Origin of the sequence: Nesterenkonia haasae, assembly GCF_010119385.1 — a bacterium.
Taxonomy (GTDB): domain Bacteria; phylum Actinomycetota; class Actinomycetes; order Actinomycetales; family Micrococcaceae; genus Nesterenkonia; species Nesterenkonia haasae.
In genome coordinates this window covers 62,491-87,522 of the sequence record NZ_VFIE01000019.1, presented here as the reverse complement: position 1 = coordinate 87,522, position 25,032 = coordinate 62,491, and the positions used below count along the sequence as shown (strand labels likewise).

Annotated in this window: 21 protein-coding genes and 2 riboswitches; of the genes, 15 read left to right on the top strand and 6 right to left on the bottom strand. The window is 60.4% G+C overall.

The window, feature by feature from the left end:
- Positions 1–380: 380 nt before the first annotated feature.
- The gene (locus FH975_RS07010) at positions 381–3,188 is read left to right on the top strand and encodes a gamma-glutamyltransferase (RefSeq protein ID WP_162320703.1); all 2,808 of its coding nucleotides are present in this window, start codon (positions 381–383) and stop codon (positions 3,186–3,188) included.
- 524 nt (positions 3,189–3,712) lie between these two features.
- Here FH975_RS07010 and FH975_RS07000 read toward each other — a convergent pair.
- The gene (locus tag FH975_RS07000; RefSeq protein ID WP_162320701.1) at positions 3,713–4,111 is read right to left on the bottom strand and encodes a DUF1801 domain-containing protein; all 399 of its coding nucleotides are present in this window, start codon (positions 4,109–4,111) and stop codon (positions 3,713–3,715) included.
- A 98-nt stretch (positions 4,112–4,209) separates the two neighbouring features.
- Here FH975_RS07000 and FH975_RS06995 point away from each other — a divergent pair, with 98 nt between their 5' ends.
- From FH975_RS06995 to FH975_RS06950, 10 genes are all read left to right on the top strand, one after another.
- The gene (locus tag FH975_RS06995; protein ID WP_162320700.1) at positions 4,210–4,926 is read left to right on the top strand and encodes a helix-turn-helix domain-containing protein; all 717 of its coding nucleotides are present in this window, start codon (positions 4,210–4,212) and stop codon (positions 4,924–4,926) included.
- Positions 4,927–4,988: 62 nt separating this feature from the next.
- Positions 4,989–5,876 carry a fructose bisphosphate aldolase gene (locus tag FH975_RS06990; RefSeq protein ID WP_162320699.1) on the top strand — a complete coding sequence of 296 codons (888 nt, stop codon included), beginning with the start codon at positions 4,989–4,991 and terminating at the stop codon, positions 5,874–5,876.
- Positions 5,877–6,047: 171 nt separating this feature from the next.
- Positions 6,048–7,070: a class II fructose-bisphosphate aldolase gene (gene fbaA, locus FH975_RS06985; RefSeq protein WP_162320698.1), complete on the top strand. Its 1,023-nt coding sequence runs from the start codon at positions 6,048–6,050 to the stop codon at positions 7,068–7,070.
- Between the two features lie 53 nt (positions 7,071–7,123).
- On the top strand, positions 7,124–7,921 hold the full coding sequence (locus tag FH975_RS06980) for an HAD family hydrolase (RefSeq protein ID WP_162320697.1): 798 nt from the start codon (positions 7,124–7,126) through the stop codon (positions 7,919–7,921).
- Positions 7,922–8,135: 214 nt separating this feature from the next.
- The gene (locus tag FH975_RS06975; RefSeq protein ID WP_162320696.1) at positions 8,136–9,212 is read left to right on the top strand and encodes a phosphate/phosphite/phosphonate ABC transporter substrate-binding protein; all 1,077 of its coding nucleotides are present in this window, start codon (positions 8,136–8,138) and stop codon (positions 9,210–9,212) included.
- 100 nt (positions 9,213–9,312) lie between these two features.
- Positions 9,313–10,182, top strand: a complete 870-nt coding sequence (gene phnC, locus FH975_RS06970; RefSeq protein ID WP_162320695.1) for a phosphonate ABC transporter ATP-binding protein — start codon at positions 9,313–9,315, stop codon at positions 10,180–10,182.
- Positions 10,179–11,255: a PhnE/PtxC family ABC transporter permease gene (locus FH975_RS16910; RefSeq protein ID WP_162320694.1), complete on the top strand. Its 1,077-nt coding sequence runs from the start codon at positions 10,179–10,181 to the stop codon at positions 11,253–11,255. The genes phnC and FH975_RS16910 overlap by 4 nt, the downstream gene beginning before the upstream one ends.
- A complete protein-coding gene (locus FH975_RS06960; protein ID WP_328821809.1) occupies positions 11,252–12,433 on the top strand; it encodes a PhnE/PtxC family ABC transporter permease in 1,182 nt (393 codons plus the stop codon). The genes FH975_RS16910 and FH975_RS06960 overlap by 4 nt, the downstream gene beginning before the upstream one ends.
- Before the next feature lie 46 nt (positions 12,434–12,479).
- On the top strand, positions 12,480–12,905 hold the full coding sequence (locus FH975_RS06955; protein WP_162320693.1) for a DUF3151 domain-containing protein: 426 nt from the start codon (positions 12,480–12,482) through the stop codon (positions 12,903–12,905).
- Positions 12,905–13,558: a thymidine kinase gene (locus tag FH975_RS06950; RefSeq protein WP_162320692.1), complete on the top strand. Its 654-nt coding sequence runs from the start codon at positions 12,905–12,907 to the stop codon at positions 13,556–13,558. The genes FH975_RS06955 and FH975_RS06950 overlap by 1 nt, the downstream gene beginning before the upstream one ends.
- A gap of 33 nt (positions 13,559–13,591) precedes the next feature.
- On the opposite strand, the gene FH975_RS06945 is transcribed toward FH975_RS06950, so the two are convergent.
- Positions 13,592–15,082 (bottom strand): hypothetical protein, encoded by a 1,491-nt coding sequence (locus FH975_RS06945; RefSeq protein ID WP_162320691.1) that lies wholly within the window; start codon positions 15,080–15,082, stop codon positions 13,592–13,594.
- A 335-nt stretch (positions 15,083–15,417) separates the two neighbouring features.
- On the opposite strand from FH975_RS06945, the gene FH975_RS06940 reads away from it, so the two are divergent.
- Entirely contained in the window at positions 15,418–16,704 is a 1,287-nt protein-coding gene (locus FH975_RS06940; protein WP_162320690.1) for an adenylosuccinate synthase, read from the top strand.
- A gap of 37 nt (positions 16,705–16,741) precedes the next feature.
- Positions 16,742–17,629, top strand: a complete 888-nt coding sequence (locus tag FH975_RS06935) for a PfkB family carbohydrate kinase (RefSeq protein WP_162320689.1) — start codon at positions 16,742–16,744, stop codon at positions 17,627–17,629.
- 6 nt (positions 17,630–17,635) lie between these two features.
- Here FH975_RS06935 and FH975_RS06930 read toward each other — a convergent pair whose 3' ends face one another.
- The 4 genes from FH975_RS06930 to FH975_RS06915 all read right to left on the bottom strand — a co-directional run bounded on the left by FH975_RS06930 (position 17,636) and on the right by FH975_RS06915 (position 22,126).
- Complete coding sequence (locus tag FH975_RS06930) at positions 17,636–18,175, bottom strand: CoA-binding protein (RefSeq protein WP_162320688.1); 540 nt, start codon at positions 18,173–18,175, stop codon at positions 17,636–17,638.
- 4 nt (positions 18,176–18,179) lie between these two features.
- Positions 18,180–19,475, bottom strand: coding sequence for an O-acetylhomoserine aminocarboxypropyltransferase/cysteine synthase family protein (locus tag FH975_RS06925; RefSeq protein WP_162320687.1), 1,296 nt, complete (start codon positions 19,473–19,475; stop codon positions 18,180–18,182).
- Positions 19,472–21,490, bottom strand: coding sequence for an acetate--CoA ligase (locus FH975_RS06920; RefSeq protein WP_328821837.1), 2,019 nt, complete (start codon positions 21,488–21,490; stop codon positions 19,472–19,474). The genes FH975_RS06925 and FH975_RS06920 overlap by 4 nt, the downstream gene beginning before the upstream one ends.
- Positions 21,491–21,586: 96 nt before the next feature.
- Positions 21,587–22,126 carry a flavin reductase family protein gene (locus FH975_RS06915; RefSeq protein ID WP_235928553.1) on the bottom strand — a complete coding sequence of 180 codons (540 nt, stop codon included), beginning with the start codon at positions 22,124–22,126 and terminating at the stop codon, positions 21,587–21,589.
- Between the two features lie 7 nt (positions 22,127–22,133).
- Positions 22,134–22,221: riboswitch (SAM riboswitch) on the bottom strand.
- Positions 22,222–22,388: 167 nt separating this feature from the next.
- A riboswitch (SAM riboswitch) is annotated at positions 22,389–22,478 on the top strand.
- A gap of 8 nt (positions 22,479–22,486) precedes the next feature.
- Between FH975_RS06915 and FH975_RS06910 the strand changes: the two genes are divergently transcribed.
- Together FH975_RS06910 and FH975_RS06905 are read left to right on the top strand one after the other, a co-directional pair.
- Positions 22,487–23,707, top strand: coding sequence for an acyl-CoA dehydrogenase family protein (locus FH975_RS06910; protein WP_162320686.1), 1,221 nt, complete (start codon positions 22,487–22,489; stop codon positions 23,705–23,707).
- A 91-nt stretch (positions 23,708–23,798) separates the two neighbouring features.
- Complete coding sequence (locus FH975_RS06905; RefSeq protein WP_162320685.1) at positions 23,799–25,016, top strand: acyl-CoA dehydrogenase family protein; 1,218 nt, start codon at positions 23,799–23,801, stop codon at positions 25,014–25,016.
- Positions 25,017–25,032: the final 16 nt, after the last annotated feature.

Genomic DNA, 25,032 nt, shown 5'->3' with positions numbered 1-25,032 from the left:
GGTACTGACTACTCGAGACGGCCCTGCCATCCGGAAACCCCCATTTAAATCGGCTCGAATACGACGCGAAAGTTTCCGCTTCCCTTCATCCAAGCACGATCACCGAAACCGTGGGAGGGGTTATCAACCCCAGTATTGGCAACCCCGCCCTCGCCGCTCCTGAACGCGTGCATTCTGAACGACTGCTGCAGCGACCGGTAAGGGGGCGAGTTCGTCGGTGGAGACAGGTACTAAGAACCCCTGCCACCTGCGGGCACCGGTCTCTAGGGTGAATAGACCTAGTGAGGAGGTAGTGATGATGAAGGCCAACAGTCCACCGGAGCACCGGGCAGGACGTGAAATATGGATGCTCAGTCTGCCGTATGCCTGACGGACATTCAATGAATGAGACAGGACGTCTCATCGCTCTGGATATTTCCCGCTCCATCGCGGTGTTGGGAATGATTATTGTCAACGTAGGCCCACATCAGCTTGATGGGACTCCCTCATTGGTGATTCGCTCCGCGTACGGGCGGGCATCGATCCTATTCATCGTCGTGGCAGGTATCGCAATCTCACTACTGATGAAGCGTCAGCGGAGTCGACCAAATGCGGCGGCAATGTTGATTTGGCGAGCTCTGCTTTTGCTGTTATTGGGCCTTCTTCTGCAGCGTTTGCCCCATCAGGCTAACGTGATCCTCGCCCTCTACGCCCTGCTCTTTCTCCTCGCTTTGCTCCTGCTGCTTCTACCCACGCGAGGGCTCCTCATCCTGACACTGACTTGGACCATAACAGGCCCCCTAGCCTGGATACTCATCCATGTGAGCGGCTCCCCAGTGACCAACGTCGAGCCTGCCGCCCTCGGGCACCAGCCGACCGAGATCATCACGTCCGTGCTTTTCACCGGGCCCTACCCGCTTATCGTGTGGGCGGCTCCCTTCATCTTTGGCTTATGGCTGGGAAGAATGGAACTGAGCCGTGTGATGGTGCAGCGACGCCTCATTCTCTTCGGCGCTGGGACGGCCATCGGCGCGCTCCTATGCGCCAACGCGCTCGTATCCCGGATCGGAGAGCCAAACCTCTCAAGGGTCGGCTTCGACTGGCTGGTGACCGCCTACGGTCACAGCCAGATGCCGCTGTGGCTGATCAGCTCCGTCGGGATGGCCGCCGCCCTGATCGGCATACTGTTGATTATTACCCCGCTACTCGGCGCCTCTGCCCGTCTCGTGGCTGCGATTGGACAGATTCCACTGACCGCGTACGTGACGCACCTACTTGCCCTGTCCTGGTTCGAGCCACCGACAACGACTCTTGGCGGGTTGGGCATCAGCAGTGTGCTGTATTCGCTGCTTGTTGTTTTCGCCTTGTTCTGGAGAAAGATCTCTACCAGGGGGCCCCTCGAAACAGTCCTGAGCCAACCCATGTCCTGGCTCGCCGCCCCGAAATCATCCGCTCACGTCGATGCACCTACTTCACACGTCCCCGTCACTATCACCACCACGAAATGGAGTACCCCCACTATGCGAACGGCCAGCGTCCTGAGCATCACCACTACCGCAACGGTATTAGCGATCGTCCTAAGTTCCTGCGGGATTGTCGACCAGGAGTCACCGCCAGCCCCAGAGGGGCCTGCTCCAGGGACACCAACGGACGAAACACCGTCTGCTCCCCTTGGCGAAGCGACCAACAGTGCCGAATCGGAACTGGAAGAGACTGTCCTGAACCAAGCAGGGGTGAGTGCAGGACATCCATTGGCGGCAGAAGCGGGCGAGCGCATCCTTGAACAAGGTGGGAACGCCGTTGACGCTGCGATAGCGGCTGCCTTCGCTGTCTCCGTGGTTGAGCCCTTCGCCTCTGGTATTGGGGGCGGTGGTTCGGCCATTATCGTAGGACCTGGAGAGGATCCCCGATTCTACGACTACAGGGAGGTCGTCAACGACGCCGGAATCATTCCCGACAGCAACGTAGGAATTCCAGGGTTCGTCGCGGGGATGGGGCAGCTGCACCAAGAGCACGGCGACCTGGACTGGTCTTCGATTCTTCAACCGGCCTACGAACTTGCCTCAGAGGGTTTCAACGTGTCGGAGTTCCTAGCCGAACGAATGCAACAAAGCGAAGGCACAGCAGCTGTGTCGCAGATCGAGCATTTTGCGCCTGGTGGCCAACCACTCGCAGCAGGCCAAACCCTGGTTCAGGAAGACCTGGCAGCCACCATCAACACGCTCAGTGAGAACGATTGGGAGGATTACTACACCGGGTCTCTTTCGGAGTCGCTCGTCGATGGCGCTGACGGCATCGACGCTGGTTCTCTAGCTGACTATGAGGTGGTTGCCGCTGAGCCAGTGAGAGGTGACTTTGGGGAATACGAGTTGCTGGGTGCAGCGCCCGCGCTTCCTGGAGCACCGATGATCCAAATGCTGCAGATCGCCGAAGCCCAAGGAATAACAGACATGGACCCGGGCTCCGCCGAGTACGTCGATACCCTCTCACGGGCTTGGCTGGTGGCTGAAGATAGCGTACTCACCCAGCTGGGGGATCCGGATTTCGTCTCAGTCCCCGTTGAGGAGTTGACGGATCGTGAATCCAACGCCGCCATCGGGCTCGGATCCTCAGCCCAGAGCATCCAAGCCACTGGGGGCCGTACTGATGCCCCGAATACGACGCACGTCAGTGTCGTGGATCGAGAGGGCCTGACAGTCTCGATGACCAACACCCTCCTGTCTTTCTGGGGCTCAGGGCAGTTAATTGACGGGTATTTCCTGAACAACCACCTTTCACGATTCGAAACTATCCCATCCGACCTTAATCAGCCCGAGCCGGGTCGACGCACTGTGACGTGGTCCAATCCCGTCCTGGTGCTCGACGACGCAGGCCTACCGGTGATGGCAATCGGAAGTCCTGGGGGCCACCAGATTCTCAACATCCTCGGCACTGTCCTGGTTCAATGGGGACTGCAGGAGAGGAATCTCCAAGACTCCATCACCGCCCCGCGGTTCCGCGCCGAAGGCAGCACACTGTATTTGGAACAGGGGCACCCCTCCGAGCTCGTCTCTGAGCTCGAAAACCTCGGTTGGAACACCCAAGTTTGGCCAGATGAACTGGCGACTTTCGGTTCAGTCCAGATGGTGGAAGCTGATTACGGTGCCCGTACCATCAACAGCGCGGATGACCCTCGGCGCGACGGCGCCCATCGCATCCTCGACTGGTAGCCCCGGCCTCAGCCTCATGGGAGGAGTCCTCGCGACGACACCAGAGTCAGCGAGCGGAATGCCCTGAGCTTCAGGACCGTCTGAACGATTTCCAGGGCCAGTCTGCATTGGCTTTCAGGTGCAGGAGCGTAGGGTCGAGCTGGACCGGTGGAGCTTACCGTGAGTTCACCCGTTCCCTGGGAAGAGCACTGCGTGATTCCATGGCCGGACGACGGTCTTCAGCCTCCTCATGGTGAGCTTCGATCTGCACTGCGCTCGCCACGACTGCGGAGGCTCCATCCACGAATCGATGAACATGCGGCGTCATCTTCTTCGAAGGCGCCGGGACCGGGGGTGTAGAAGTTCATCGCAGTGGCGGCCTCAGTGTTCACGACCAAGGGCAGAGGAATCTCGCTGCGTCACCGCTACCGCGTACGCATGAGTTCCTCAGGCAAGAAGACCTGTCCGTAGCAGTCATAGTCACAACTTCTTCCGAAACTGGGCGAGGATCAAAATCGGCGCTTATAGTTGTGGCACTACTGGTATTACCCACGGAGCAACAGATACGATGCCAAGGCAAGGTATTCCTCAACGCGCTTTTCCCTGATGTCGGATGGTTCGAATAAGCGGATGTGTTTTCGGCCCTCCTTGCTGCCCTTTCCTTCTAGGTGCCCGTACAAGTCATCGATGTAGGCTCCTCCGCCCAGTTCAACTGTGATGTAGTTCCTGCGGGCGAAGAGGCCGGTGAACAAGAACGATCCATCCTTGTAGAGCAGCCCTCCGTATTGGAAAGTTTCTTCGACGGTGGGATAGTTCGCCTTTACCAGCTCGCGCATTTGAGTGAGAATCTCGGAGCGCCCATCGGCCTGAACTTCGAGATTCTCTAAGAGGGCGCTGATCTTGTCCGCCGTGCTTCGGTCCTGATGAGCTCTGAAATTTGCCATATCGAGACTTTATTGGTGGATCTGCTCTGCAGTCTTGAACGTTTCGGTCAATTCGGTGGAAGTCTAGGATCAAGTCAGCGCACCTGAAGGAGGGAAGAATGAGCAGCTACACTGCCCGGCCTGGACCAGTTCCTGGTACTTCACTGTGGCGGGTCGCTGCAGAAGGCGATGCGAATGAAGCCTTCCGTGTTCTCCCCGATGCCGCCATGGATGTGGTGTGCTTTAGGGGCGAACTGCTCTTCGCTGGTCCAGACACGACTGCCATGCTTGTGCCCTCCTTCAAAGACGCTGCCACATGGGGTCTACGTTTTTCTCCTGGTCTTGCGCCCTCACTTTTGGGTGTATCAGCGGATGATGTCGTGAATCAACGCATCGCACTACACGAACTGTTACGAGTACCGCCTGCCGCGTTGGATGCGGCGTACTTCGATCCTGCCGAAGCTCTCGAGCTTGTTGCCGTCGAGCTGTGGCAGCGGGTGGCGCCGGACCCGGCTGTTCTGAATCTCGCGTGTTCGTTGGACAGCTCTGCACGCAAGGGGGCCAGTGTGCAGTATATGAGTGAGCACTTCGGTCTTTCGCAGCGGACGCTTCTGCGTTTTAGCAGTCGCGTATTCGGATACGGCCTGAAGACCCTTATGGCGATCCACCGATTTCAGCGTGCCCTAGACCTTTCCCGGACTGGTGCCGCTATTAGGGACGTTGCAGCCGGTGCACGGTACGCCGATCAAGCTCACCTCAGCCGCGAGGCGCGAAGGTTTTCGGGTGTGACTTTCCGCCACCTCATCGATGGTGCATCTCAGACCACTAATAGATAATGAGAAGTGTTAGCATTACATCTCGAGTCATCCACTACCGCAGAGGCTTAAGGAGAGTACGCATGGTCGATCAGGAGGAGCTCCACCGTTTCGAAACGAGACAGGGATTCATTGCCGCACTAGACCAAAGCGGAGGAAGCACACCCAAGGCCTTGCGCCTCTACGGGGTAGAAGACACGGAGTACAGCTCCGAGGAGGAGATGTTCCGGCTCATTCATCAAACGCGCACCCGGATTGTCACCAGCCCCCCGTTCAACGGTGAGCGGATTCTCGCCGCAATTCTCTTCGAAGCAACACTGAGCGGGGAGGTGGACGGCAAAGGGTTCGCCCAGTACCTCCGTGAGAACAAAGGTGTCATTCCGCTGCTGAAGATCGACAAAGGACTGGAAGACGAGCAGCAGGGAGTCCAGCTCATGCGCGAGATCCCAGGTCTTGGTGCACTGCTCAAGCGGGCAAAGGACTCCGGTGTGTTCGGCACGAAGGAACGCTCCGTCATCCACAGAGCCGATTCAAAGGGTATCGCGGACGTCGTCGCTCAGCAGTTTGAGCTTGGGCAACAAGTTCTTGACGCCGGACTGCTGCCTATTCTGGAACCTGAGGTCAGCATCGAAGCCCCGGACAAAGAACAAGCGGAATCCATTCTTAAAGATCAGATCTTCCGCCATCTGGAGCAGCTAGGGGATCAGAAGATCGCCGTCAAGGTCACGATTCCCACCGCGGACAACTTCTACGCAGAACTCATCGAGCATCCTAAGGTGGCCCGCGTGGTCGCGCTTTCTGGCGGATACTCCCGCGACGACGCCAACGAACGACTCTCGCGGAACAACGGTCTGATCGCCAGCTTCAGCCGAGCCCTCTTGGACGGCCTCACAGCTCAGCAGAGCGACCATGAGTTCAACAACACCCTGGACTCCACGATCGAGTCAATCTACCGGGCGTCGATCACATAAGGAGCCGCCCTGCTCAAGAGACTCTGACAAGCCACGCGCCCTGCCATAGGATGGGGTCACAGCAGCGCTGTGACTTCGCTTCCCTATGCCCAGTGATCCGCGCATCGCTAGGGTGAGGGTCGGGACAGGTCACTCGCTGCGCCGTCAGATCCAACGTCAAAGGAGCTCAGCGTGGCCATCGCAACCCCTGACAAGTACAACCAGATGATCGACTCTGCCAAATCTGGTGGATACGCCTTCCCAGCGGTGAACGTCACCAGCTCCCAAACGCTCAATGCCGCAATCAAAGGATTTGCTGACGCCGAGTCAGACGGCATCATCCAGGTCTCCACGGGCGGAGCCGCGTACTGGTCGGGGCCTTTCATGAAGGACATGGTCGCAGGCTCCCTGGGTTTCGCAGCATTCGCCAAGCAGGTCGCTAAGAACTACGGCGTGAACATCGCGCTGCACACTGATCACTGCCCCCAGGACAAACTCGACGATTTCGTCCTACCTCTGCTGGAGGCCTCAGAAGCAGAAGTCAAAGCCGGCCGTGACCCCATCTTCAACTCCCATATGTGGGACGGCTCCGCCGAAACTCTGGAGGAGAACCTGCGGATCGCGGCAGAGCTGCTGCCGCGGAGCGAAGCGGCCAAGCAGATCCTCGAAGTGGAGATCGGCACCGTGGGTGGTGAAGAGGACGGTGTGGAGAACGAGATCAACGAAAAGCTCTACACCACCGTCGATGATGCAATTGCCACCATCGAAGCCCTGGGCCTCGGGGAGAAGGGCCGTTACATCACGGCCCTGACCTTCGGCAATGTGCATGGGGTCTACAAGCCCGGGAATGTGAAGCTACGGCCCGAGATTCTCAAAGACATCCAGGAACAGACGTCGGCAAAATACGGCAAGGACAACCCCTTCGATCTGGTCTTCCACGGTGGAAGCGGCTCTACCGACCAAGAAATCTCCGATGCCGTCAGCTATGGCGTCATCAAGATGAACATCGACACTGATACGCAGTACGCCTTCACTCGCCCCGTGGCCGACCACATGCTGAAGAACTACGACGGGGTGCTAAAAGTCGACGGCGATGTCGGCAACAAGAAGACCTACGACCCCCGTGTCTGGGGCAAAGCCGCGGAAGAGAATATGGCCAAGCGAATCGTCGAAGCGGCCCAGAAGCTCGGCTCGGCTGGTAAATCCATCAAGTAGACGGCGAGGTGGCAAGCAGGGTGCGCGATCTCAGAGCGGACACGACGTAGTTGGTGACACGCAACAAGCTACTCCTGTTGGATTTCGACGGCACGCTCTGCCTGGGCGATGACCCAGTTCTCGCTTACGCGGACCAGGTCGACAGCCTCCTCGAGCAGCGTTCCCTGCGGGGGCCGGGTGGGCGGCCAGTGCGGGAGGTCGTCACCACGGCCTTCGCGCAGGACCGCCTGCTGGCTGAGGAGATCGAGTACGACGACGCCGGCACGCCGGTGGCTCTGGACACTGCCCCGTCCCCGGATGCGGGAAAGGCCCATCCCCTCGCCTGGCCCCTCCAAGACGGGTACCAGTTGGTCCAGCTTCTTGCTAACCAATCTGGTCTCACCCAAACGGAGGCCGGCCAGGCCTTCCGCCAGGCACGCCGAAACCTGGTGGGAGGCGGTTTGGGCTCTACGGACCTGCACTGCCCACCCGAAGCTCCTGCTCTACTGCAGGAGCTTCGCGGGTCCGGAGTCACCGCCGTTCTCGCCACGAACGCTCCCGAAGAGGGGTTCGACACGTGGTTGCATGCCCTGGGCCTCCAGGACAGCTTCGATGCGGTCATCAACTCAGCGCAAAAGCCGTTCGGGATGCCGCTGACTCTGGAGCGGGCTCGGCACATCAGCCCTCAGCCGATATCCGCCAAGGACATACTCTCCATCGGGGATATCTGGGCAAATGATCTTGCACATGTAGAGGCCCTGGGAGGACACACTATCCTCATCGACCGGTTCTGCACCGGCCTTGGAAACCCTGACGTGCGAGTCGCTGCATTCGCCGAATCTCTGGGTGCCATTCGCCGTTGGGCAGGCTAAACGCTGTGTGATTCGACTGCCAGACACTGAAAGTTAACTCTGGGTGACAGCTTCGAGAAATGAGCACTTTCAGGTTGTGGCCAGGTTCAGCGCCACTTAGAGTGAGATGAGTCTTGCGGGCCCATCGCCCACACGACAGTTCGGGCGAAGGTCATCACGGCCTCTTCCCGGCGACCGCACCTGCACCTTGACTGGACTCGAAGGAAACTCCCATATGCGTATGAACACCAAGTCAGCTTTCGCGCTGGCCAGTGTCTTGACCCTTTCTCTTGCCGCCTGTGCCGGTGATCAGGACGATGTCGCCGGAGATGACACGGACGACGACGACGTCGCCGATGTGGAGGACACTGACAATGGTGCCGACGGTGGCGAAGACGCTGCCGCCGAGATCGAATCCGTTGACTCGATCACTATCGGGCTTGTCCCGGCCACCGACTCCGCCACGGAGGCTGAGGAAGAGAACGCCGAGTCCTTGGCCGAGCAACTCTCCGAATCACTGGGCGGATTCGACGTCGACATCTTCTTCGCAGACAGCTACCTCGGTGTCATCCAGGGTATGCAGTCAGGCGATGTGCAGCTGCTGATGTCCGGCCCGGTTGGCATGATCCAAGCAGAGGATGAAGCAGGCGGAACTCCGATTCTGCAGTCCCTGCGCTACGGTGCCGACACCTACGTGACCCAGTGGTTCACCAACGACCCGGACACCTACTGCCTGGACGACGAGCCCGTCGCCAATGATGAGGGGTTCCTCTTCTGCAACGGCATATTCGATGAGGAGTCCGGCGAGCTCGCCGACTATGGACCGATGGGTGAGGATGCACTGGAACTGATCGAGGATGGCACTAGCGTTGCTTTCGTCGAAGAGGGCTCCGCTTCCGGCTTCTACTTCCCGCAGACCCAGCTCAATGAGCTCGGAGTCGAGGTGGACGCCCAGTTCGCCGGCGGCCACGACCAGGCCGTGGAAGCTGTCTACAACGGCGAATTCACCATTGGAACATCCTTCGACGACGCTCGGGCCAACATCGTGGACGACAACCCCGATGTGGGTGAGGAGCTGGTGGTCTTCGCATGGGCCGGCCCCATCCCTAATGACGGCATTGTGGCCTCCGACGAGTTCACTGATGAAGAGCTCGACATCCTGGTCGATGCATGGCTGAGCTTCGCCGAATCAGGTGACCTTGACGAGGGCGACCCGCTCTACGACGTTTACGAGATCAACGGTCTGGTCCCGGCTGACGAGGAAGCTCTCGACGTCGCACGCCAGGTCTACAACGACTTCGGCGACCAGTGACCAGGCCGCTGATCTGAACTGAGAGGAACCCCCTGATCTGCGGGGTGCGATTGCCGACCGATGGCCGGGCTCGCACCCCGAAGATCAGGACCCCTTCACCATGATTAAGTTTGAGAACGTCGACGTTGTCTACCCCAACGGCTACAAGGGGCTCAGCGACATCAGCCTGGAGATCAATCAGGGCGAATTCGTTGCCATCATCGGGCTTTCTGGGGCGGGGAAGTCCACCCTGATCCGGGCGGTCAATGGGCTCGTCCCATACACCAACGGCACACTGACCGTGGGCGAAACCGTAGTGGACCCCAAGAACAAGTCCAAGCTGCGGAAACTGCGCTCGAAAGTGGGCATGATCTTCCAGCAGTTCAATAACGTCGGGCGCATCAGTGTTCTCAATAATGTGCTGATCGGACGATCGGCCTTTACCCCGACCTGGCGTTCACTCATCGGCTGGTACGGCAGCCAGGACAAGGAAGTGGCCTTCCAGTCCTTGGAGCGCGTAGGGATCGTTGAGAAGGCTTACAACCGGGCAGCTGCGCTGTCGGGGGGTCAGCAGCAACGCGTAGCCATCGCCCGAGTTCTGGCCCAAGATCCGGAGGTCATCCTCGCCGATGAGCCGGTCGCCTCCTTGGACCCGCCCACGGCGCGAAAAGTGCTGGGGGACCTGCGTACCATCCAGCGTGACCTAGGCATCACCTGCGTTGTGAATATGCATCACTTGGATCTCGCGCGGGACTACGCTGACCGGATTATCGGGATGCGAAACGGCGAGGTGGTATTCGACGGCCCGACGCAGGAGGCCACCGACAGCGTGATCGCAGAGGTGTATCAGCGCCCACTGTCGGCTGACGAGATCAGACAAGCGCGTGGGGACGGGCGTCTGGGGGAGCACATCGAAAACCCCACAGAAGCCGATCTAACCCAGGCAGTGCCGGCTGTCGAAGACGGCATCGAACGCAAGGACACTGTGTGAGCACAGCTGTCTCCAAGCGCTCGGTTGCAGCAGCATCCGCGCAAGGGCAGAGCCGCCCTAGACCTCCCAGCCCGAAAGTGCCGCCCTATCTGGGATTGGCATTTCTGGCTTTGGTTGCCTTCGGCCTCTTCTGCTGGACGTGGGAAGGCGATGCCGTCCTGTTCTTCCCGCTCGGCGATGTTGTTCTCTGGGCTCCCCGCGATCCGTTGATCGGCCTGATCATCATGGTGATGGCGCTGCTGATCTGTTTTAAGCTCCGCATCAGCCCCATGGGCGCCTTCGGCGGACTCGCCCTCATTGCAATCACATACTGGGCCGGATCCAATATTCACTTCATCGACCGCATCGCCGAGGTGCCTGGTCGACTGACCGGGGGAAACACTCGTCAGCAGCTCCTCGGGTATTTCAATCCCGACTGGAGCTATCTCTTCCTGCACAACGTTGCAGGCACTTCTCGGCCTATCTGGGGTGAATGGCTGATCACCCTGTGTATGGCGGTCGTAGCCACGATTATTGGGTGCTTCATCGGGCTTCTCCTCGCTATGCTCGCCTCCCCGGTGTCGAGCCTCAACAAGGGCACCAGCCAGACCATCAAGGCCATCAACTCAGTCGTCCGTTCCATCCCAGACGTCGCGTGGGCACTCTTATTCGCCGCATTCATCGGCGGGACAGCCTACGGACTCGGAGCGCTGGCCGCGGTCCTTGCGCTCATCATGTTCAACATCGGCATCGTGGCCAAACTGCTCAGCGAGTCGATAGACGCTATACAGCCTGGGCCCCTTGAGGCAGCTGATGCCGCCGGCGCCAACCTCATCCAGCGTGACCGCGTTGCGGTGCTGCCCGCTGTCATGCCTAGTTTCATCTCCTACAGTCTGTACGTGTTCGAACTGAACATCCGGGCATCAGCCGCGTTGGGTGTGGTCGGGGTGGCAGGTATCGGTGGAGAACTGAGCCGGCAGATCGGGAGAATGTCTCAGGGGTACGAGAATGTCGGAGCCATCCTCTGGGCCCTGGTCTTCGTGGTGCTGCTGGTGGACCTGCTGTCGCTCTGGATACGGAGGAAGCTGCTGTGAGCCACGGGTATAAGGTTTCAGCTGCGCTGGTCGGCGCGTTGCTTCTGGCGTCAGGCGGATTCCTGCTGACCTACGCACCTGCTGCGGAGTCTTCGGACGTTTTCTCCAGGATGATGTGGGGTCTTGCCATCGGCGCTGGCGCATTCTCCGTTGCGTTGACGATCTACGCACTTGCCTATGTGGGGACCAGGAAACAGCGGACCCGGGAACAGCAGCGCGTAGCTTCCGGTCAGAGCCGGGGCGGGTACACACCCGACGGCCTCGACATGCGCCCGGTGAAACCAGTCAAGTTCTGGTACAACATGGCGCTGATTATGATCGGCGTGCTGTTCGTCTCCTCGGCGGCAGGCACAGGCATGACTCTCAGTGCTCTCCTCGAGATGCCAGCACGGGTCTGGGACTTCGGTCTCCAAATGGTTGGAGGGGTGGCGCAGGTGCCCGATGAGGAGGCACGCGGCAACTGGTCCTCCGCATTCGACGCGATGCTTGAGTCAGTAGCCATCGCCTGGATCGGTACCATCGTCGGCGCGCTCTTCTCACTGCCCTGCGGGATACTGGCGGCCCGTAATATGACCCCGTTAGCGACCTACATTCCGATGCGATTCATTCTGTCCGTGATTCGCGCGGTACCGGAGATTGTTTTCGCCGTCGCGATCTTCATCCCACTCCTAGGTGTGGGTCCCGCCGACAGAGGGGGAGCGATGGCTGGTGCCTTCGCTCTAGGGATCAGCTCGATCGGAACATTGTCCAAGCTGATCTCTGAGTCGATTGAGGGCGTTGATCAGGGCCCTCTTGAAGCATCCCGTGCTGCTGGGGCCAGTCACATCCAGGTGATCCGCTGGGCTGTGCTTCCCCAAGTCCTGCCCGAGGTCATCGCCATATGGCTCTACCGGTTCGAGGTCAACATTCGAGCCTCCGCCATCCTGGGAGCTCTCGGTGCTGGAGGTATAGGCCGTCTCATCAGCCCGCCCAACGGCCTCTTCGGCCAGCGCCCATATGACTGGGAAGCCATCGGCATCACATTATTCGTCATTATCGCTATCACCATGGTCGTGGACCAGACCTCCGGATTCGTCCGGCACAGGGTCATCCACGGTAAGACGATGCGGCAGAAGAAGCGCAAGCCCGGCGATCTCGCCGCCGATGAACCAGAACCGCCGAGGTCGGTGGCTGTCTAATTCAGTCCCGCAGAGGCAAGCGCCTGACCCAGTTAGGATGAGCAGTATGAGCATCCTCGGTAAGAATCTTATGGAGCCCGAACCTACATTGTTGCCTCCCGAGCCGGAGGTCGTCGAGTCTCTGGCCACAGGTGAGGAGCCTGTTGACCTGGCAGCTAAGCACCCCACATCGTCCTTGGTGTGGGCCCTGCTGGCGGAGGAAGCGTTGGACGCCGGTTATACCGTTGAGGGGTACGCCTACGCCCGGGTGGGTTATCACCGTGGCCTGGACACGCTTCGCGCCAACGGGTGGCGCGGTCAAGGGCCGGTGCCCTGGGAGCATGAACCCAACCGAGGCTTCCTGAGATCGCTGGCTGCGCTGGGACAGGCTGCCGCCGCCATTGGTGAGCTTGGTGAGGTCGAGCGAATCGGGAACCTTCTCCACGACTGTGATGCCACCGCAGCTGAGCAGATCAGCATGCTGCGGAGCTAATGGCCAAACTCTATTTTCGCTATGGGGCTATGAACTCCGGCAAGTCCACCGGACTGCTACAGGCGGCGTTCAACTACGAGGAGCGCAACCAGCGAGTACTCCTAGCCAAGCCCGGGGTCGATACCAAAGGCGATGACCAGATCGTGTCGCGATTGGGAGTGGCCCGCACTGTTGACTTCCTTATCGCCCCGGAGGCCGACCTTCGAGCCCTCTACCACCGCCATGCCACCGCGGATCCTGCAGGCACCCTGCTGGAAGGTCTGGTGCAGGGTGAGTCCTTTACCTCCTCCGCCGAGGTCAAGCCGGTGGCATGTCTGCTGGTGGATGAGGCGCAGTTCCTGACCCCTGGCCAAGTAGATGACCTTCTCCGCATCGCCGTACTGGACGGGGTTCCTGTGCTGGCCTATGGAATTCGCACTGACTTCCGGACCCACGCATTTCCCGGCTCCGCCCGACTCATGGACCTGGCCCATGCGCTCGAGGAGCTGAAGACCATCTGCAGCTGCGGGCAGAAGGCGGTGTTCAACACCCGCAGACAGGGTGATGCAGTGATCTTCGACGGAGATCAGATCGCCATCGACGGCACGGATGTCTGGTATGAGTCACTCTGCGCCGCGTGCTACCTCGAGCTCTCTGAAGGCCGCCTGGGCTGATCCCCAGCGGCCCCACCAGGTCCGCCAGGGAACCTATTGCGTTGACCACCGCACCGGATTGCGAATTCCCTCACCTGTGACATCGTCAGTGTGATCGACCGGCGATGCATCGTGACTGATCCGGTACCGCTCGGCGAACGCGTCGACCTCCGCCAGTGTCAGCGGGGTGGGGAGCTCCCTGTGCGGACCAGCGTTCCTCAACGCGTCCTGGTAGCGAACAGGACCCCCAGGATCTATCGGGTAGGTGTGCTCATCGGTTCCGATCACCGCGCCATGACTGTGAGCAAATCGGCGCGCGAGTGATTGCCAGTCCGCAAAACTCACCAGCCCGGGAGAGACCAGGCCGTGCGAGAACAGGCTTACCAGGATTTCGTCGTAGGTGTCCGTGCTTTCGAGGTACTCACGGAGTACATCGAAACTGGGCTGCATGTGAAACCTGTTCCAGAACGGAATGGAACCAGTTGCCAGAGTCGCCCGCGGATCCAAAAGGGTGTATGTCTGCGCCAACAACCGGTTGTCCTGCCAACCGAGGCGGCGGTACCAGTCCCGGTACAGTTCTGCGATGAAAGCAGAGGCGTCCTGTGGCTCGTTCTGGTGCAGACGTCGTCGTTCCCACCCCTGTTCGTGGATAAGGCGCTCAACGTCGTCTCCCAGAGCAGGGTCCCAGCCCCATTCGCCATCCGGCGTGCGTTCCGTCATGTCAGGTGGAGACCACGCGGTGAAACTCGAGTTCTGTTGCCCAAGGAATTGCGTAATCCGGGTGCTGCCTGTGTGATACTCCTCCTCGGGGAGCCCGCCCAGGCAGCCGAATTGGAAGAAACTGCGCTCCCCAGTTCGCGCAGCCCGCCAGGAACGGGAGTTCTCCAGGGTAATGATGGCCCCGCCCGGTTCCAGGCGCTCGCGAAGAAACTGTTCATATACGGGCCCCAGTGACAGTCTCTTGAGCCGGAAGAATGCGGTCTTTTCCATCATGGGGCGGTCTTGGGCGGGATCGTGCATATGGTGGACACTGATCCGGGGATTCTGCTGCGCAATTTGCTGGGCTGCCGGGGCCCAAGATTTCATCGCCCCCCGGATATCGTCTGGGTGATTCTTGCCGTCAACGACGGAGACCAGGGTGGTCTGGGGCAGGTATGGAATTCCCAACGCCGTAGCGAGGAAGTACGCGGCACCACTGACGGCACCGACCATCACGGCGGGGTACTGTCTCTGATCGGGCTGTTTCCGGGTGTACTCCTCCACCACCCAACGGTCGATGGCGTCGACGTTGATGTCACCGATCCACCTTGCCGGCAGAGCCTGGCTCCGGCCTGCTAGCTGGAAAGCCTTCTTGCGGATCTTCTTCGGCGGCCTCGTGACGAACTTGGCCACAGCCCTGCTGGGGGGTCCGATCCCGGGTAGCGGCTGGAGATTGCCGTTGAGGAAGCGTGACACGGTCCGGACGGCGCCGACTGAGGACTCGACATCCATCACCAACTGCGCCCCGGTCCGGCGTGTGAGGCGCTCAGTGAAATAGGTGCCCATACGTCCTGACTCCTTTACCCGCCCACGTCATCTTTGCCGTGGCCTCAGCGTCATCTCAGACTTCTGCGCTTGGCTCAGCACTACGCCGTGAACGCAGACGCTTGAACACGCTCCAAAGAATTCTCAGGACCAGCCATCCGATGACCAGTTTCGGCAGTGCGAGCTTCGCGGCCAACCTGGCTAGAACCCAGGATTTCGCAATTGCGGTTACTTTACCCATGCTTGATGAAGCTATCCGGTGCTGCTGGGCATTTTCTGAACGGTGTGTTGGAGGTCACTGGGTGTCAGGGTTGCTAGACTTTTTGAGGCCTACTCACTTGTCTGGAAGGACTCTCATGCCAGCCATTGTTATCGTCGGTGCCCAGTGGGGCGATGAGGGAAAAGGCAAGGCGACCGATCTGCTCGGCTCCCGAGTCGACTATGTGGTCAAGCCCAACGGAGGCAATAATGCCGGCCACACCGTGGTCGTCGGTGGTGAAAAGTTCGAGCTGAAGCTCCTGCCGGCCGGAATCCTCTCCCCGAATGCCACTCCGGTGATCGGTAACGGTGTAGTAGTCAACCTTGAAGCACTGTTCGAAGAGATCGACGGTCTGGAGGTTCGCGGAGCCGATACGTCTAAGCTGCGGATCAGCGCCAACGCGCACCTAGTGGCCCCCTACCACCAGACGATGGACAAGGTCACCGAGCGGTTCTTGGGCAAGCGTGCCATCGGCACCACCGGGCGTGGCATTGGGCCGACGTACATGGACAAAGTCGGACGGCTGGGCATCAGGGTCCAGGACATCTTTGATGAGTCCATCCTGCGGCAGAAGATCGAAGGCGCTCTGCGGCAGAAGAACGAACTCTTGGTCAAGCTCTACAACCGCCGGGACATCACCGTCGATGAGATTGCCGACTACTTCCTGTCCTTCGTCGACCGACTGCGTCCCATGGTTGTCGACAGCACTATTTTGCTCAACGACGCCTTAGACCGAGGTGAAGTGGTGCTGATGGAGGGCGGGCAGGCCACGTACCTGGATGTCGATCACGGCACCTACCCGTTTGTGACGTCGTCGAACCCCACAGCCGGTGGGGCCAGTGTCGGATCAGGCATCGGGCCCACACGCATCAATCGATCGGTGGGCATCATCAAGGCCTACACGACCCGTGTCGGCGCCGGCCCGTTCCCCACTGAGCTGTTCGACGACTGGGGCGAGTTTCTGCAGAAAACCGGCGGCGAGTTCGGCGTGAACACCGGGCGCCCCCGCCGGTGCGGTTGGTACGACGCTGTGATGGCCCGGTACGCTGCGCGAATCAACGGTTTTACTGACTTCTTCCTCACCAAGCTTGACGTTCTCACTGGAATTGAGGAGATCCCGGTGTGCGTGGCCTATGACATTGACGGTGTGCGGCACGACCAGATGCCGATGACGCAGACTGAGTTCCATCACGCCAAGCCGATCTTCGAGAACTTTCCTGGCTGGACCGAAGACATCACTGGTGCGCGAACACTGGAGGAACTGCCCGAGAATGCGCGGAACTATGTGCTGGCCTTGGAGAAAATGTCGGGTGCGCAATTCTCCGCCATCGGCGTGGGACCAGGCCGCGATCAGGTCGTCCAAGTCCACGACCTCATCAAATAACCATTGCAGCACAGAGTGAAATGAGGGAGCAACGCACATGGCCGAACAGGTGTCGTCTTTGCTGGTTTTCGGGTCCATCAACCAAGACATTGTGCTGCGGGTCCCCGAATTCCCTGAGCCCGGACAAACACTAAAGGCCCTCAGCACTTCCCGGGCGACCGGGGGAAAGGGCGCAAATCAAGCAGCTGCGGCGGCGCTGCAGGGCACCACAACGCGCATGATCGGCGCTGTGGGCAACGACCCCGGGGGTTCAGAGGCCAGATCGGCTCTTGAGGCTGCGGGAGTGGACACGTCTCCACTGCTGGTCTCCGACGGCGCTGCGACGGGGACTGCATATATCAACGTCCGGGGCGACGGGGAGAACACCATTGTGGTGGAGCCGGGGGCTAACGCTGTACTGAGCGGCAAGACAGCCGATAGTGTCTTCGCCGACGCTCGATGGGCCCTGCTCAGTCTCGAGGTGCCTGAAACTGAAGCCATGGAGTTCGCCACCCGTGCTCAGAGGCACGGCGTGCAGGTAGCCCTGAACGCTTCCCCTTCTCTGACTGGCCCGCTGCCTCAGGGTTTGGTGGACCTCCTCATTGTCAATGAGGGGGAGATCAGCAGCTTAGCCGGGTCCGCATGGGAACAGATCGAAGATCTTCCCACGGCCGTCGGCGTGGAGTCTGTGGTGGTGACTCGCGGCGGAGCTGGCGTTGACCTGTTCCAGCGCGGCGTGCCGGTCCAGCACGTCCCTGCTGATGCTGTGAGGGTGGTGGACACCACTGGATGTGGCGACGCCTTCGCCGGCGTCATGATGGCGGCCCTGACCCGAGGTGCTGGATACCAAGAGGCGCTGCGCCAGGCGACATCGTACGCCGGCCGCGCAGCCGAGCACCCTGGCGCGATGTCCGCCTATTTCCTCATTTCAGAACGCGACGCCTGAAACTGTTCAGCGGTCAACAATCTGCCGTTTGGCGCTGATCACACCAGTGTCGAAGCCGCCCAGGTGCAGGTTGCCGTGGAACCGTCCATGTTCAATCTTGATGCACCGGTTCTGTACAGCGTTGAGCCCCAGATCGGTGGCCACCTGCATCGCTTCGTCCGAATGGATGCCCAGCTGCACCCACAGGGTCTTCGCTCCGACCGCGGCAGCTTCCTGCGCCAGTTCTGGGAGGTCCTCAGGCTTGCGGAAGGCCACCACCACATCCGGGGCTTCCGGAAGGTCGGCCAGTGAGGCATAACCGGGTTCACCGAAGATCGTCTTGCCGACCAGCCGCGGATTGACGAAGTACAGCTGGTAACTGGAGTCCGACATAAGGTAGGTCGCCACGAAGTAGCTGGCACGGGAGGGTTTGTCGCTCATCCCGATGATCGCCACAGAATTCGCACTGCGCAACAGTTGCAGCCGTCGCGCCGCTCCGGGCTCTTCCCACACCCCGTGCGGGTGTTCTGCCGAGCTGTTCTCAGTGGCTGTTGGCGTCGTCGTCATCTCTTCACTCTCCCTTGGTGGCTGTCTCCAGGGCCTGGTCCAGGTCCCAGATGATGTCTTCAACGTCCTCAAGCCCCACAGAAATCCTGATCATGTCCGCAGGAATTCCGCCGGCCTCCAATTGAGCCTCACTCAGCTGCTGGTGCGTGGTGGAGGCGGGGTGCAGGATCAGTGTCCGGGCATCGCCGACATTCGCCAGGTGGCTGGCCAGCTGAAGCGACTCGATGAACCGGATGCCATTGTCCCGGCCGCCGGCGATCCCAAAGCTGAAGACGGAGCTCACGCCATGAGGCAGCAGCTCTTTGGCCCGCTCATGATGAGGGTGGCTGGGGAGCCCAGAGAACCGCACGTAATCCACCCTCGGATCGGCCTCCAACCACTCCGCGACCCGCTGAGCATTCTTGGTGTGCTCGGTCATACGCTGCGGCAGAGTTTCAATTCCCTGAATCAGTTGGAAGGCAGCCTGGGGAGTGAGGCTCGGACCGAAGTCGCGCAGCTGTTCGGCCCGCAGTTTGGTGAGGAAGCCGTATTCGGCGAAGTTTCCCCACCAGGACAGGCCGCCGTAGGAATCCACCGGTTCCGTCATCTGGGGGAATTTCCCGTTGTCCCAGGGGAACCGGCCTGATTCTATGACGACGCCGCCCAGTGTGGTGCCGTGCCCGCCTAAGAACTTGGTCACCGAGTGAGTCACGATATCTGCACCATGTTCCAGCGGGCGGAACAGGTAGGGGGTGGTAAGAGTCGAATCAACCACCAGCGGCACTCCATGCTCGTGAGCCACCTTGGCAAGACCCGGAAGATCGACCACATCCGAGGAGGGATTGGACACCACTTCAGTGAAGACCAGCTTGGTGTTCTCCTGCAGTGCCGCCTTGAAGTCTTCGGCTTCGTCTGAGTTAACGAATGTGGTCTCGATGCCGAACCGACGCAGCGAGACATCCAACTGGGTGATGGTGCCGCCATAGAGCTTTGAGCTGGCCACTATGTGGTCACCCTGCTGACACAGTGCGGCGAAGACCAAGAACTCCGCGCTCATACCGGATGCGGTCGCGACCGCTCCGATTCCACCTTCTAAAGACGCTAGGCGTTCTTCCATGGCAGCGACTGTCGGATTGCCGATCCTTGAGTAAATGTTTCCGAACTTCTGCAGCGCGAACAGATTGGCGGCATCGTCAGTGTCTTTGAACACGAAGGACGTGGACTGGTGGATGGGCACTGCCCGGGTGCCGTAGGTGGCGTCGGGGACTGCCCCGGCGTGCAGCGCACGGGTGCGGAAACCAAACTGGTGGTCGCTGGTCATACTGATGTGTTCTCCTTCGCGGGTGCTGTTCTGCGCGTCTCGCAGATCTGTTGTATCTGCGGCACGCAGGGCTCATTCTGCAAGCTTGTGGTGTCGCCCAGGGGTTCGCCGTCATGCAGCTGGGTCAGGAGTCGCCGCATAATCTTCCCCGATCGAGTCTTGGGCACCTCAGGCACGGGGATCACCGTCCGGGGTTTGGCAACCGGGCCGATGACCTGGGCTACATGGTTCCGAAGTGCGCTCCGCAGCTCCGATTCGGCCACTTGGTCCTGCTCAACGCGCCGCTCAGCAGCGCCGGTGAGCACCACGAATGCCACGGCGGCATGTCCAGAGGTTGCGTCGTACACAGGTGCCACGCCGGCCTCCACCACATCGGGGTGACTGATCAGGGCGGACTCAATTTCAATGGTGGACAGCAGGTGGCCGGAGACATTGATCGCGTCATCGGTGCGGCCAAGGATCCAAATATCACCATCGTGATCCCGTTGGCCGGCATCCCCGGCCAGGAACCACCCTTTGTCTGCGTATTTCTCCCAGTAACTGGTGAAGTACCGCAGCGGATTGCCCCATACAGTCCGTGCCATGGATGGGCCAGTATGGGTCAGCACCACATGGCCTTGCGTACCTGGGGCGGTGGTTTTTCCGTCATCATCGACGACGTCTGCTCCCCACCCGGGCATCTCCTGGGCCACACTTCCCGGTTTCTGGTGAGCAGATTCAGGCCGCGGACTCAGCACCGTGGACCCGGATTCAGACTGCCACCAGGTATCCACTAATGGTAGGTCGGGCTTCCCATCCGAGGTCACAGTGTCCCGGCCGATCTGTGCGCGCAACCAGCTAGCCGCCTCCGGGTTGACGGCCTCACCCACAGTGCCAGCGATGCGGATCGAGCTCAGGTCATATTCTGCAGGTACTCCATCGGGGAACCAGCCCATCAATGAACGCACCAGGGTGGGGGCAGTGTAGTAGCTGGTCACCCGGTGCCGCTGAATAATATCGAAGTGCCGCCCCGGGTGCGGAACATTGGGAACGCCTTCATAGATCACCTGTGTGGCGCCGGCGGCCAGCGGACCGTAGAGCTCATAGGTGTGAGCAGTCACCCAGGCTAGGTCCGCAGTGCACCAGTGCACATCATGGGCGCGCTGGTCCGGATCTGGGTTGGCGAAGAGCCGCAGGTAGCTGACCAGTGCTCCCGTGAGGTAACCACCTGTGGTGTGCACTAGTCCTTTGGGTTTCCCGGTCGTTCCTGAGGTGTACATGATGAACAGCGGAGTCTCAGCCTCAAAGAACTGCGGTTGATGGTCTGCGGCGGCTGACTCCACCACGTCATGCCACCACAGATCACGGCCTAAACCGTTCCCATTGAGGTCGTCGCTGTTCCAGCTGACCTCCGAGCCGGTCCTGCGCACCACGAGGACATGTTCCACAGTCCCGCCGTTATCAACTGTGAGCCCCGCTACGGCGGCGTCTGCATTGGCTTTCACCGGCACCGCTGAGCCGCGGCGGTACTGGCCGTCGGTGGTGACCAGCAGTTTGGCACCGGTGTCTTCAACCCGGAACCGGAGGGCCTCGGCGGAGAATCCTCCGAAAACGAGTTGGTGGATTGCGCCAATACGAGCGCAGGCCAAGGTGATCACAATGGTCTCGATCAACACCGGAAGGTAGATGACTACACGGTCTCCGACGCCGACCCCTAGACGTTCCAAGGCGTTGGCCGCCTGGTGAACGCGGCGTTGAAGATCCGCGTATGTCACCGATTCAGCATCCCCGGGCTCTCCCTCAAAGTGCAGAGCCACCCTATTGCCGCGTCCCGCCGTGACATGCCTGTCAACGCAGTTGACTGCGGCGTTGAGGTGACCTCCGGCGAACCACTGAATATCTGGTCCGCGGCCCATTTCCGGGTTCGGGGGAGTCCAGGAGTGCGTAGTGTGCCATGGCGTATGCCAATCCAGGAGGCCCGCAGCCTTCGCCCAGAAGGCTAGCCGGTCGGGCTCACGTTCTGGGTCTCGGCTCACCGGCTCGTTCCAGCAATGGACATCTGCAGTGAAGGGATCGGCGGACAGACTCTGGGCAGACTGGTGCTCCGTGGGCAAGGACGTGCTCACTGCCGCTCAGGCCTCGCTGGACGGTAGAGGAGTGAAGGCACTTTGGTGGAAAACTAAGCCGTTCCGTGTCGGATCCGCTGCGAGGTCAAGGACCTCCAGGACCACAATGTCATGGTCGCCCGCCGTGAACTGATTGTAGATTCTGGTTTTCAGCCACAAGGGCGTTTCAGCGAGAACTAGGGTGCCGTCGTCGTCGGTGGCGTAATCCACGTCTGTAAAGCGTTGAGCCCTGTCTTTGGACGCGATCTTCCGGCACAGTCCCTGCTGATCAGAGCCGATAATGGATACGCCGAGGTGGGACGCTTCGTCACGCAACAGCGGCCAGGTGCCCGATGTGTGTTGGACGGCGAAGGTCACCAGCGGTGGTTCAAGGGAAACCCCAACAGTGAATGTGGAAGCCACCAGACCTTGTGGACTGCCGTTGATCTCGGCAGCTACCACAACGATGCCTTGAGGGAATTGGGCGAAGGCAGCGCGGAGTTCCAACGGATCCAAGGCGGCAGCGCTCATAGCGGGCTTCGCGAGGGTTGCAGCAGACAAAGTCATAGAGAATCTCCCATCGAACCTGGCGGTAGCACCCGGCAGGTTCCGGGTTGCTGCAGCGTCACAGAGCCAGATCTCTCGGCCGCTCGGGATGGACATCACCAACCGTACGCCTCTTGACGGCGACCGAGCAAAAAGGCATGTCACATTTCGAGACTTTCCCCATCCCTGGTCATGACGCTGCATGACATTGATTCGGGGCCAATTTGGGAAACTTCGCCACTTGAGCATTAGAGTAAATGCGCCTTGAACTTTTCAGGCGTCACGACCATCAAGAGCGATCGAGGGATCTGGCCCGCAGACATCGCAGCAACCCCCTGTCAAGGGCCGGTGCTAATGCCAGAGACGATGGAGGAGAAAACCATGAATGCTCGTACCCCTGTGTCTGATCTTGCCCTGCCGGAGGAGCTGCTGGCAGCCATCGCTGATGCCGGAGAGAACGCGCTCAACCGCGAACTGGACCGCACGCTGGCCTATGAGGAGGTCCGCAGGCTCGCAGATGCGGGTCTCGGCAGGCTCAGAGTCCCGGCAGAGTCCGGAGGATTCGGGCTCTCCTGGGTGGAGACCACGGAGGTGCTGCTGGAGCTCGCCGCTCAGGACAGCAACATTCCGCAGATCTTCCGCGGCCACCTGGCCGTGCAGGAGGACGCGATGTGGCGGGGACACCAGGACGTGGTGGCTCGCGGCTGGCTTGAACGCATCGGCGCCGGCGAACTGGCCGGCAACGCCTGGACCGAGCCCGGCAAAGGCGGCTTCCACCAGTCAGGGACCGTGGTGTCGCAGACCCCCGAGGGTCCTGTAGTCAACGGCGTGAAGTACTACACCACCGGATCCATTTTTGCCGACTGGCTCGATGTCACCGCCCGCGACGAAGAGGGCAATGAACTAGGTGTGGTGGTGCAGCGGGACCAGCCGGGAGTCACCATCAGCGATGACTGGAACGGCTTCGGCCAACGGACCACTGGGTCAGGCTCGACTACTCTCCACGATGCGAAAGTGGCCGAGTCCGAGATCAGGCTGCTCACCGACAGATTCCCCTACCAAACTGCGCTGTATCAGCACATCCTGCTGATCGTGTTGGCTGGTATCACTGAGGCCGCTACCCGGGACATCGCGCAGGCAGTATCAACCCGCACGCGTACCTACTCCCACGCCAACACCCGCCGCCCGGCCACCGACCCGCAAATCCTTCAGGCCGTCGGCGAGGTCGACGCCGTGGCAGCCCTAGCCCGTGCCCAGGTCCTGGAGACTGCCCGTGTGCTAGATCGAGCCTTCGCTAGCCGTGAGTTCAGCAAAGACACCCAGGAGAATGTGGCCAACGAGGTCGAGCTTGCCACTGGTCGCGCACAGGTCGCTCTGCATAAGCCAGTGCTGGAAGCTACCGGTCGGATCCTCGACACTCTTGGTGCCTCCGGAACAGACCGTTCGAAAGCCCTGGACCGGCATTGGCGCAACGCCCGCACCGTGACCAGCCACAATCCGTGGATCTACAAGGCGCGCATTGCCGGGGACCACCGGGTCAACGGCACTGCGCCGGTGCGACTGTGGAGCGTCGGCGAACCACAGAACGCCACGACGGTCTGACCCACTCACTTTCCACCCCCCCCCACGCCGCAGGAGCCAGCACCGGACCCCGGTCCGGTCTGTGCGCGAGATGACAGAAAGACGACCACCGATGACTGAAACACCACGCTCACACTGGACCGGAAACGCCACCCCGGAAGAAGTCCAGCACTGGAGTCAGGTAGCCGAGCACGTCGCGGAGACTCTGGCGCAGGACGCTGTGGCCCGAGATCGCGCCAATGAAACTCCGTATGCTGAGACCAAGCTGCTGAAGGAATCTGGCCTCGTGACTCTCCTGATCCCCCAGGAATACGGAGGCGGAGGGGCCCACTGGTCGACCGCATTCGAGGCAGTGCGAATACTGGCCCGTGCTGATGCCTCCATCGCTCAGCTGCTGGCCTATCACTACATCAACGCAGGCAACATCGTCTTTACCATTGCGCACCCGGAGAAGCGGGAACGCTGGTACCGCGACACAGTGGCCGGTCAGTGGATCTGGGGTGACTCGGTCAACCCCACTGACCCCGATCTGAGACTTGAACCCGCTGGCGGCGGTTGGGTGCTGACAGGAAAGAAACGCTACTCCACCGGCTCCGTAGTAGGGGACGCCCTGCTAGTCAACGCCCGAATCACCGCCGGTCCGGAGGAAGGCAAAGTCCTCACCTTCGTACTGGAAAACGGCCGGAAGGGCGTGAACTATGTGGATGACTGGGATTTCTTAGGTCAGCGGCTTTCCTCGTCCAATACCGTCACCTATGACCAAGTGGACGTCCGCCCTGACGATGTGTTGGACGCCCTGAGCGATGAACCCTACTCCACACTTGTCACCGCAGGGATCCAATTGGCGTTCGGCAACCTCTATCTGGGCATCGCCGAAGGTGCACTGGGAAAAGCTCGCGAGCTCATCAACGCGCGGCCCAATTCCTGGTTCCTCTCACCGGCGGAGAAATACCGTCACGACCCCTTCGTGCAGCGGCTGGTGGGTGATTTCAAAGCACAAACGGCCGCAGTGGCGGCCCTGGCCGGGCAAGTGAATCGGCGGTTCGAAGACGTCGTGGCTCTGGGAAACGGCGTGAGCGCCCAATTGCGCGGAGAACTCGCCGTCGAGATTGCTGAACTGAAAGTCGTCTCATCAGATGTGGCCACACAACTGACCCACCAGATCTTTGAAGCCACAGGCACATCCTCTACGGCCTCCAAACACGGGTTCGACCTCTATTGGCGCAATATTCGCACGCACTCCCTGCACGATCCGGTGGACTATAAGAAACTCGAAGTGGGTGCCCACTTCCTCAACGATGAACTCCAACCCCTGTCCCTCTACACCTGAGCTGACGCGGCTCGGT

Coding starts and splice junctions, on each gene's coding strand:
- FH975_RS07010 (WP_162320703.1), top strand. CDS start 381: ATGAATGAGACAGGACGTCTCATCGCTCTGGATATTTCCCGCTCCATC.
- FH975_RS07000 (WP_162320701.1), bottom strand. CDS start 4,111: ATGGCAAATTTCAGAGCTCATCAGGACCGAAGCACGGCGGACAAGATC.
- FH975_RS06995 (WP_162320700.1), top strand. CDS start 4,210: ATGAGCAGCTACACTGCCCGGCCTGGACCAGTTCCTGGTACTTCACTG.
- FH975_RS06990 (WP_162320699.1), top strand. CDS start 4,989: ATGGTCGATCAGGAGGAGCTCCACCGTTTCGAAACGAGACAGGGATTC.
- FH975_RS06975 (WP_162320696.1), top strand. CDS start 8,136: ATGCGTATGAACACCAAGTCAGCTTTCGCGCTGGCCAGTGTCTTGACC.
- phnC (WP_162320695.1), top strand. CDS start 9,313: ATGATTAAGTTTGAGAACGTCGACGTTGTCTACCCCAACGGCTACAAG.
- FH975_RS06955 (WP_162320693.1), top strand. CDS start 12,480: ATGAGCATCCTCGGTAAGAATCTTATGGAGCCCGAACCTACATTGTTG.
- FH975_RS06950 (WP_162320692.1), top strand. CDS start 12,905: ATGGCCAAACTCTATTTTCGCTATGGGGCTATGAACTCCGGCAAGTCC.
- FH975_RS06945 (WP_162320691.1), bottom strand. CDS start 15,082: ATGGGCACCTATTTCACTGAGCGCCTCACACGCCGGACCGGGGCGCAG.
- FH975_RS06940 (WP_162320690.1), top strand. CDS start 15,418: ATGCCAGCCATTGTTATCGTCGGTGCCCAGTGGGGCGATGAGGGAAAA.
- FH975_RS06935 (WP_162320689.1), top strand. CDS start 16,742: ATGGCCGAACAGGTGTCGTCTTTGCTGGTTTTCGGGTCCATCAACCAA.
- FH975_RS06930 (WP_162320688.1), bottom strand. CDS start 18,175: ATGACGACGACGCCAACAGCCACTGAGAACAGCTCGGCAGAACACCCG.
- FH975_RS06925 (WP_162320687.1), bottom strand. CDS start 19,475: ATGACCAGCGACCACCAGTTTGGTTTCCGCACCCGTGCGCTGCACGCC.
- FH975_RS06915 (WP_235928553.1), bottom strand. CDS start 22,126: ATGACTTTGTCTGCTGCAACCCTCGCGAAGCCCGCTATGAGCGCTGCC.
- FH975_RS06910 (WP_162320686.1), top strand. CDS start 22,487: ATGAATGCTCGTACCCCTGTGTCTGATCTTGCCCTGCCGGAGGAGCTG.
- FH975_RS06905 (WP_162320685.1), top strand. CDS start 23,799: ATGACTGAAACACCACGCTCACACTGGACCGGAAACGCCACCCCGGAA.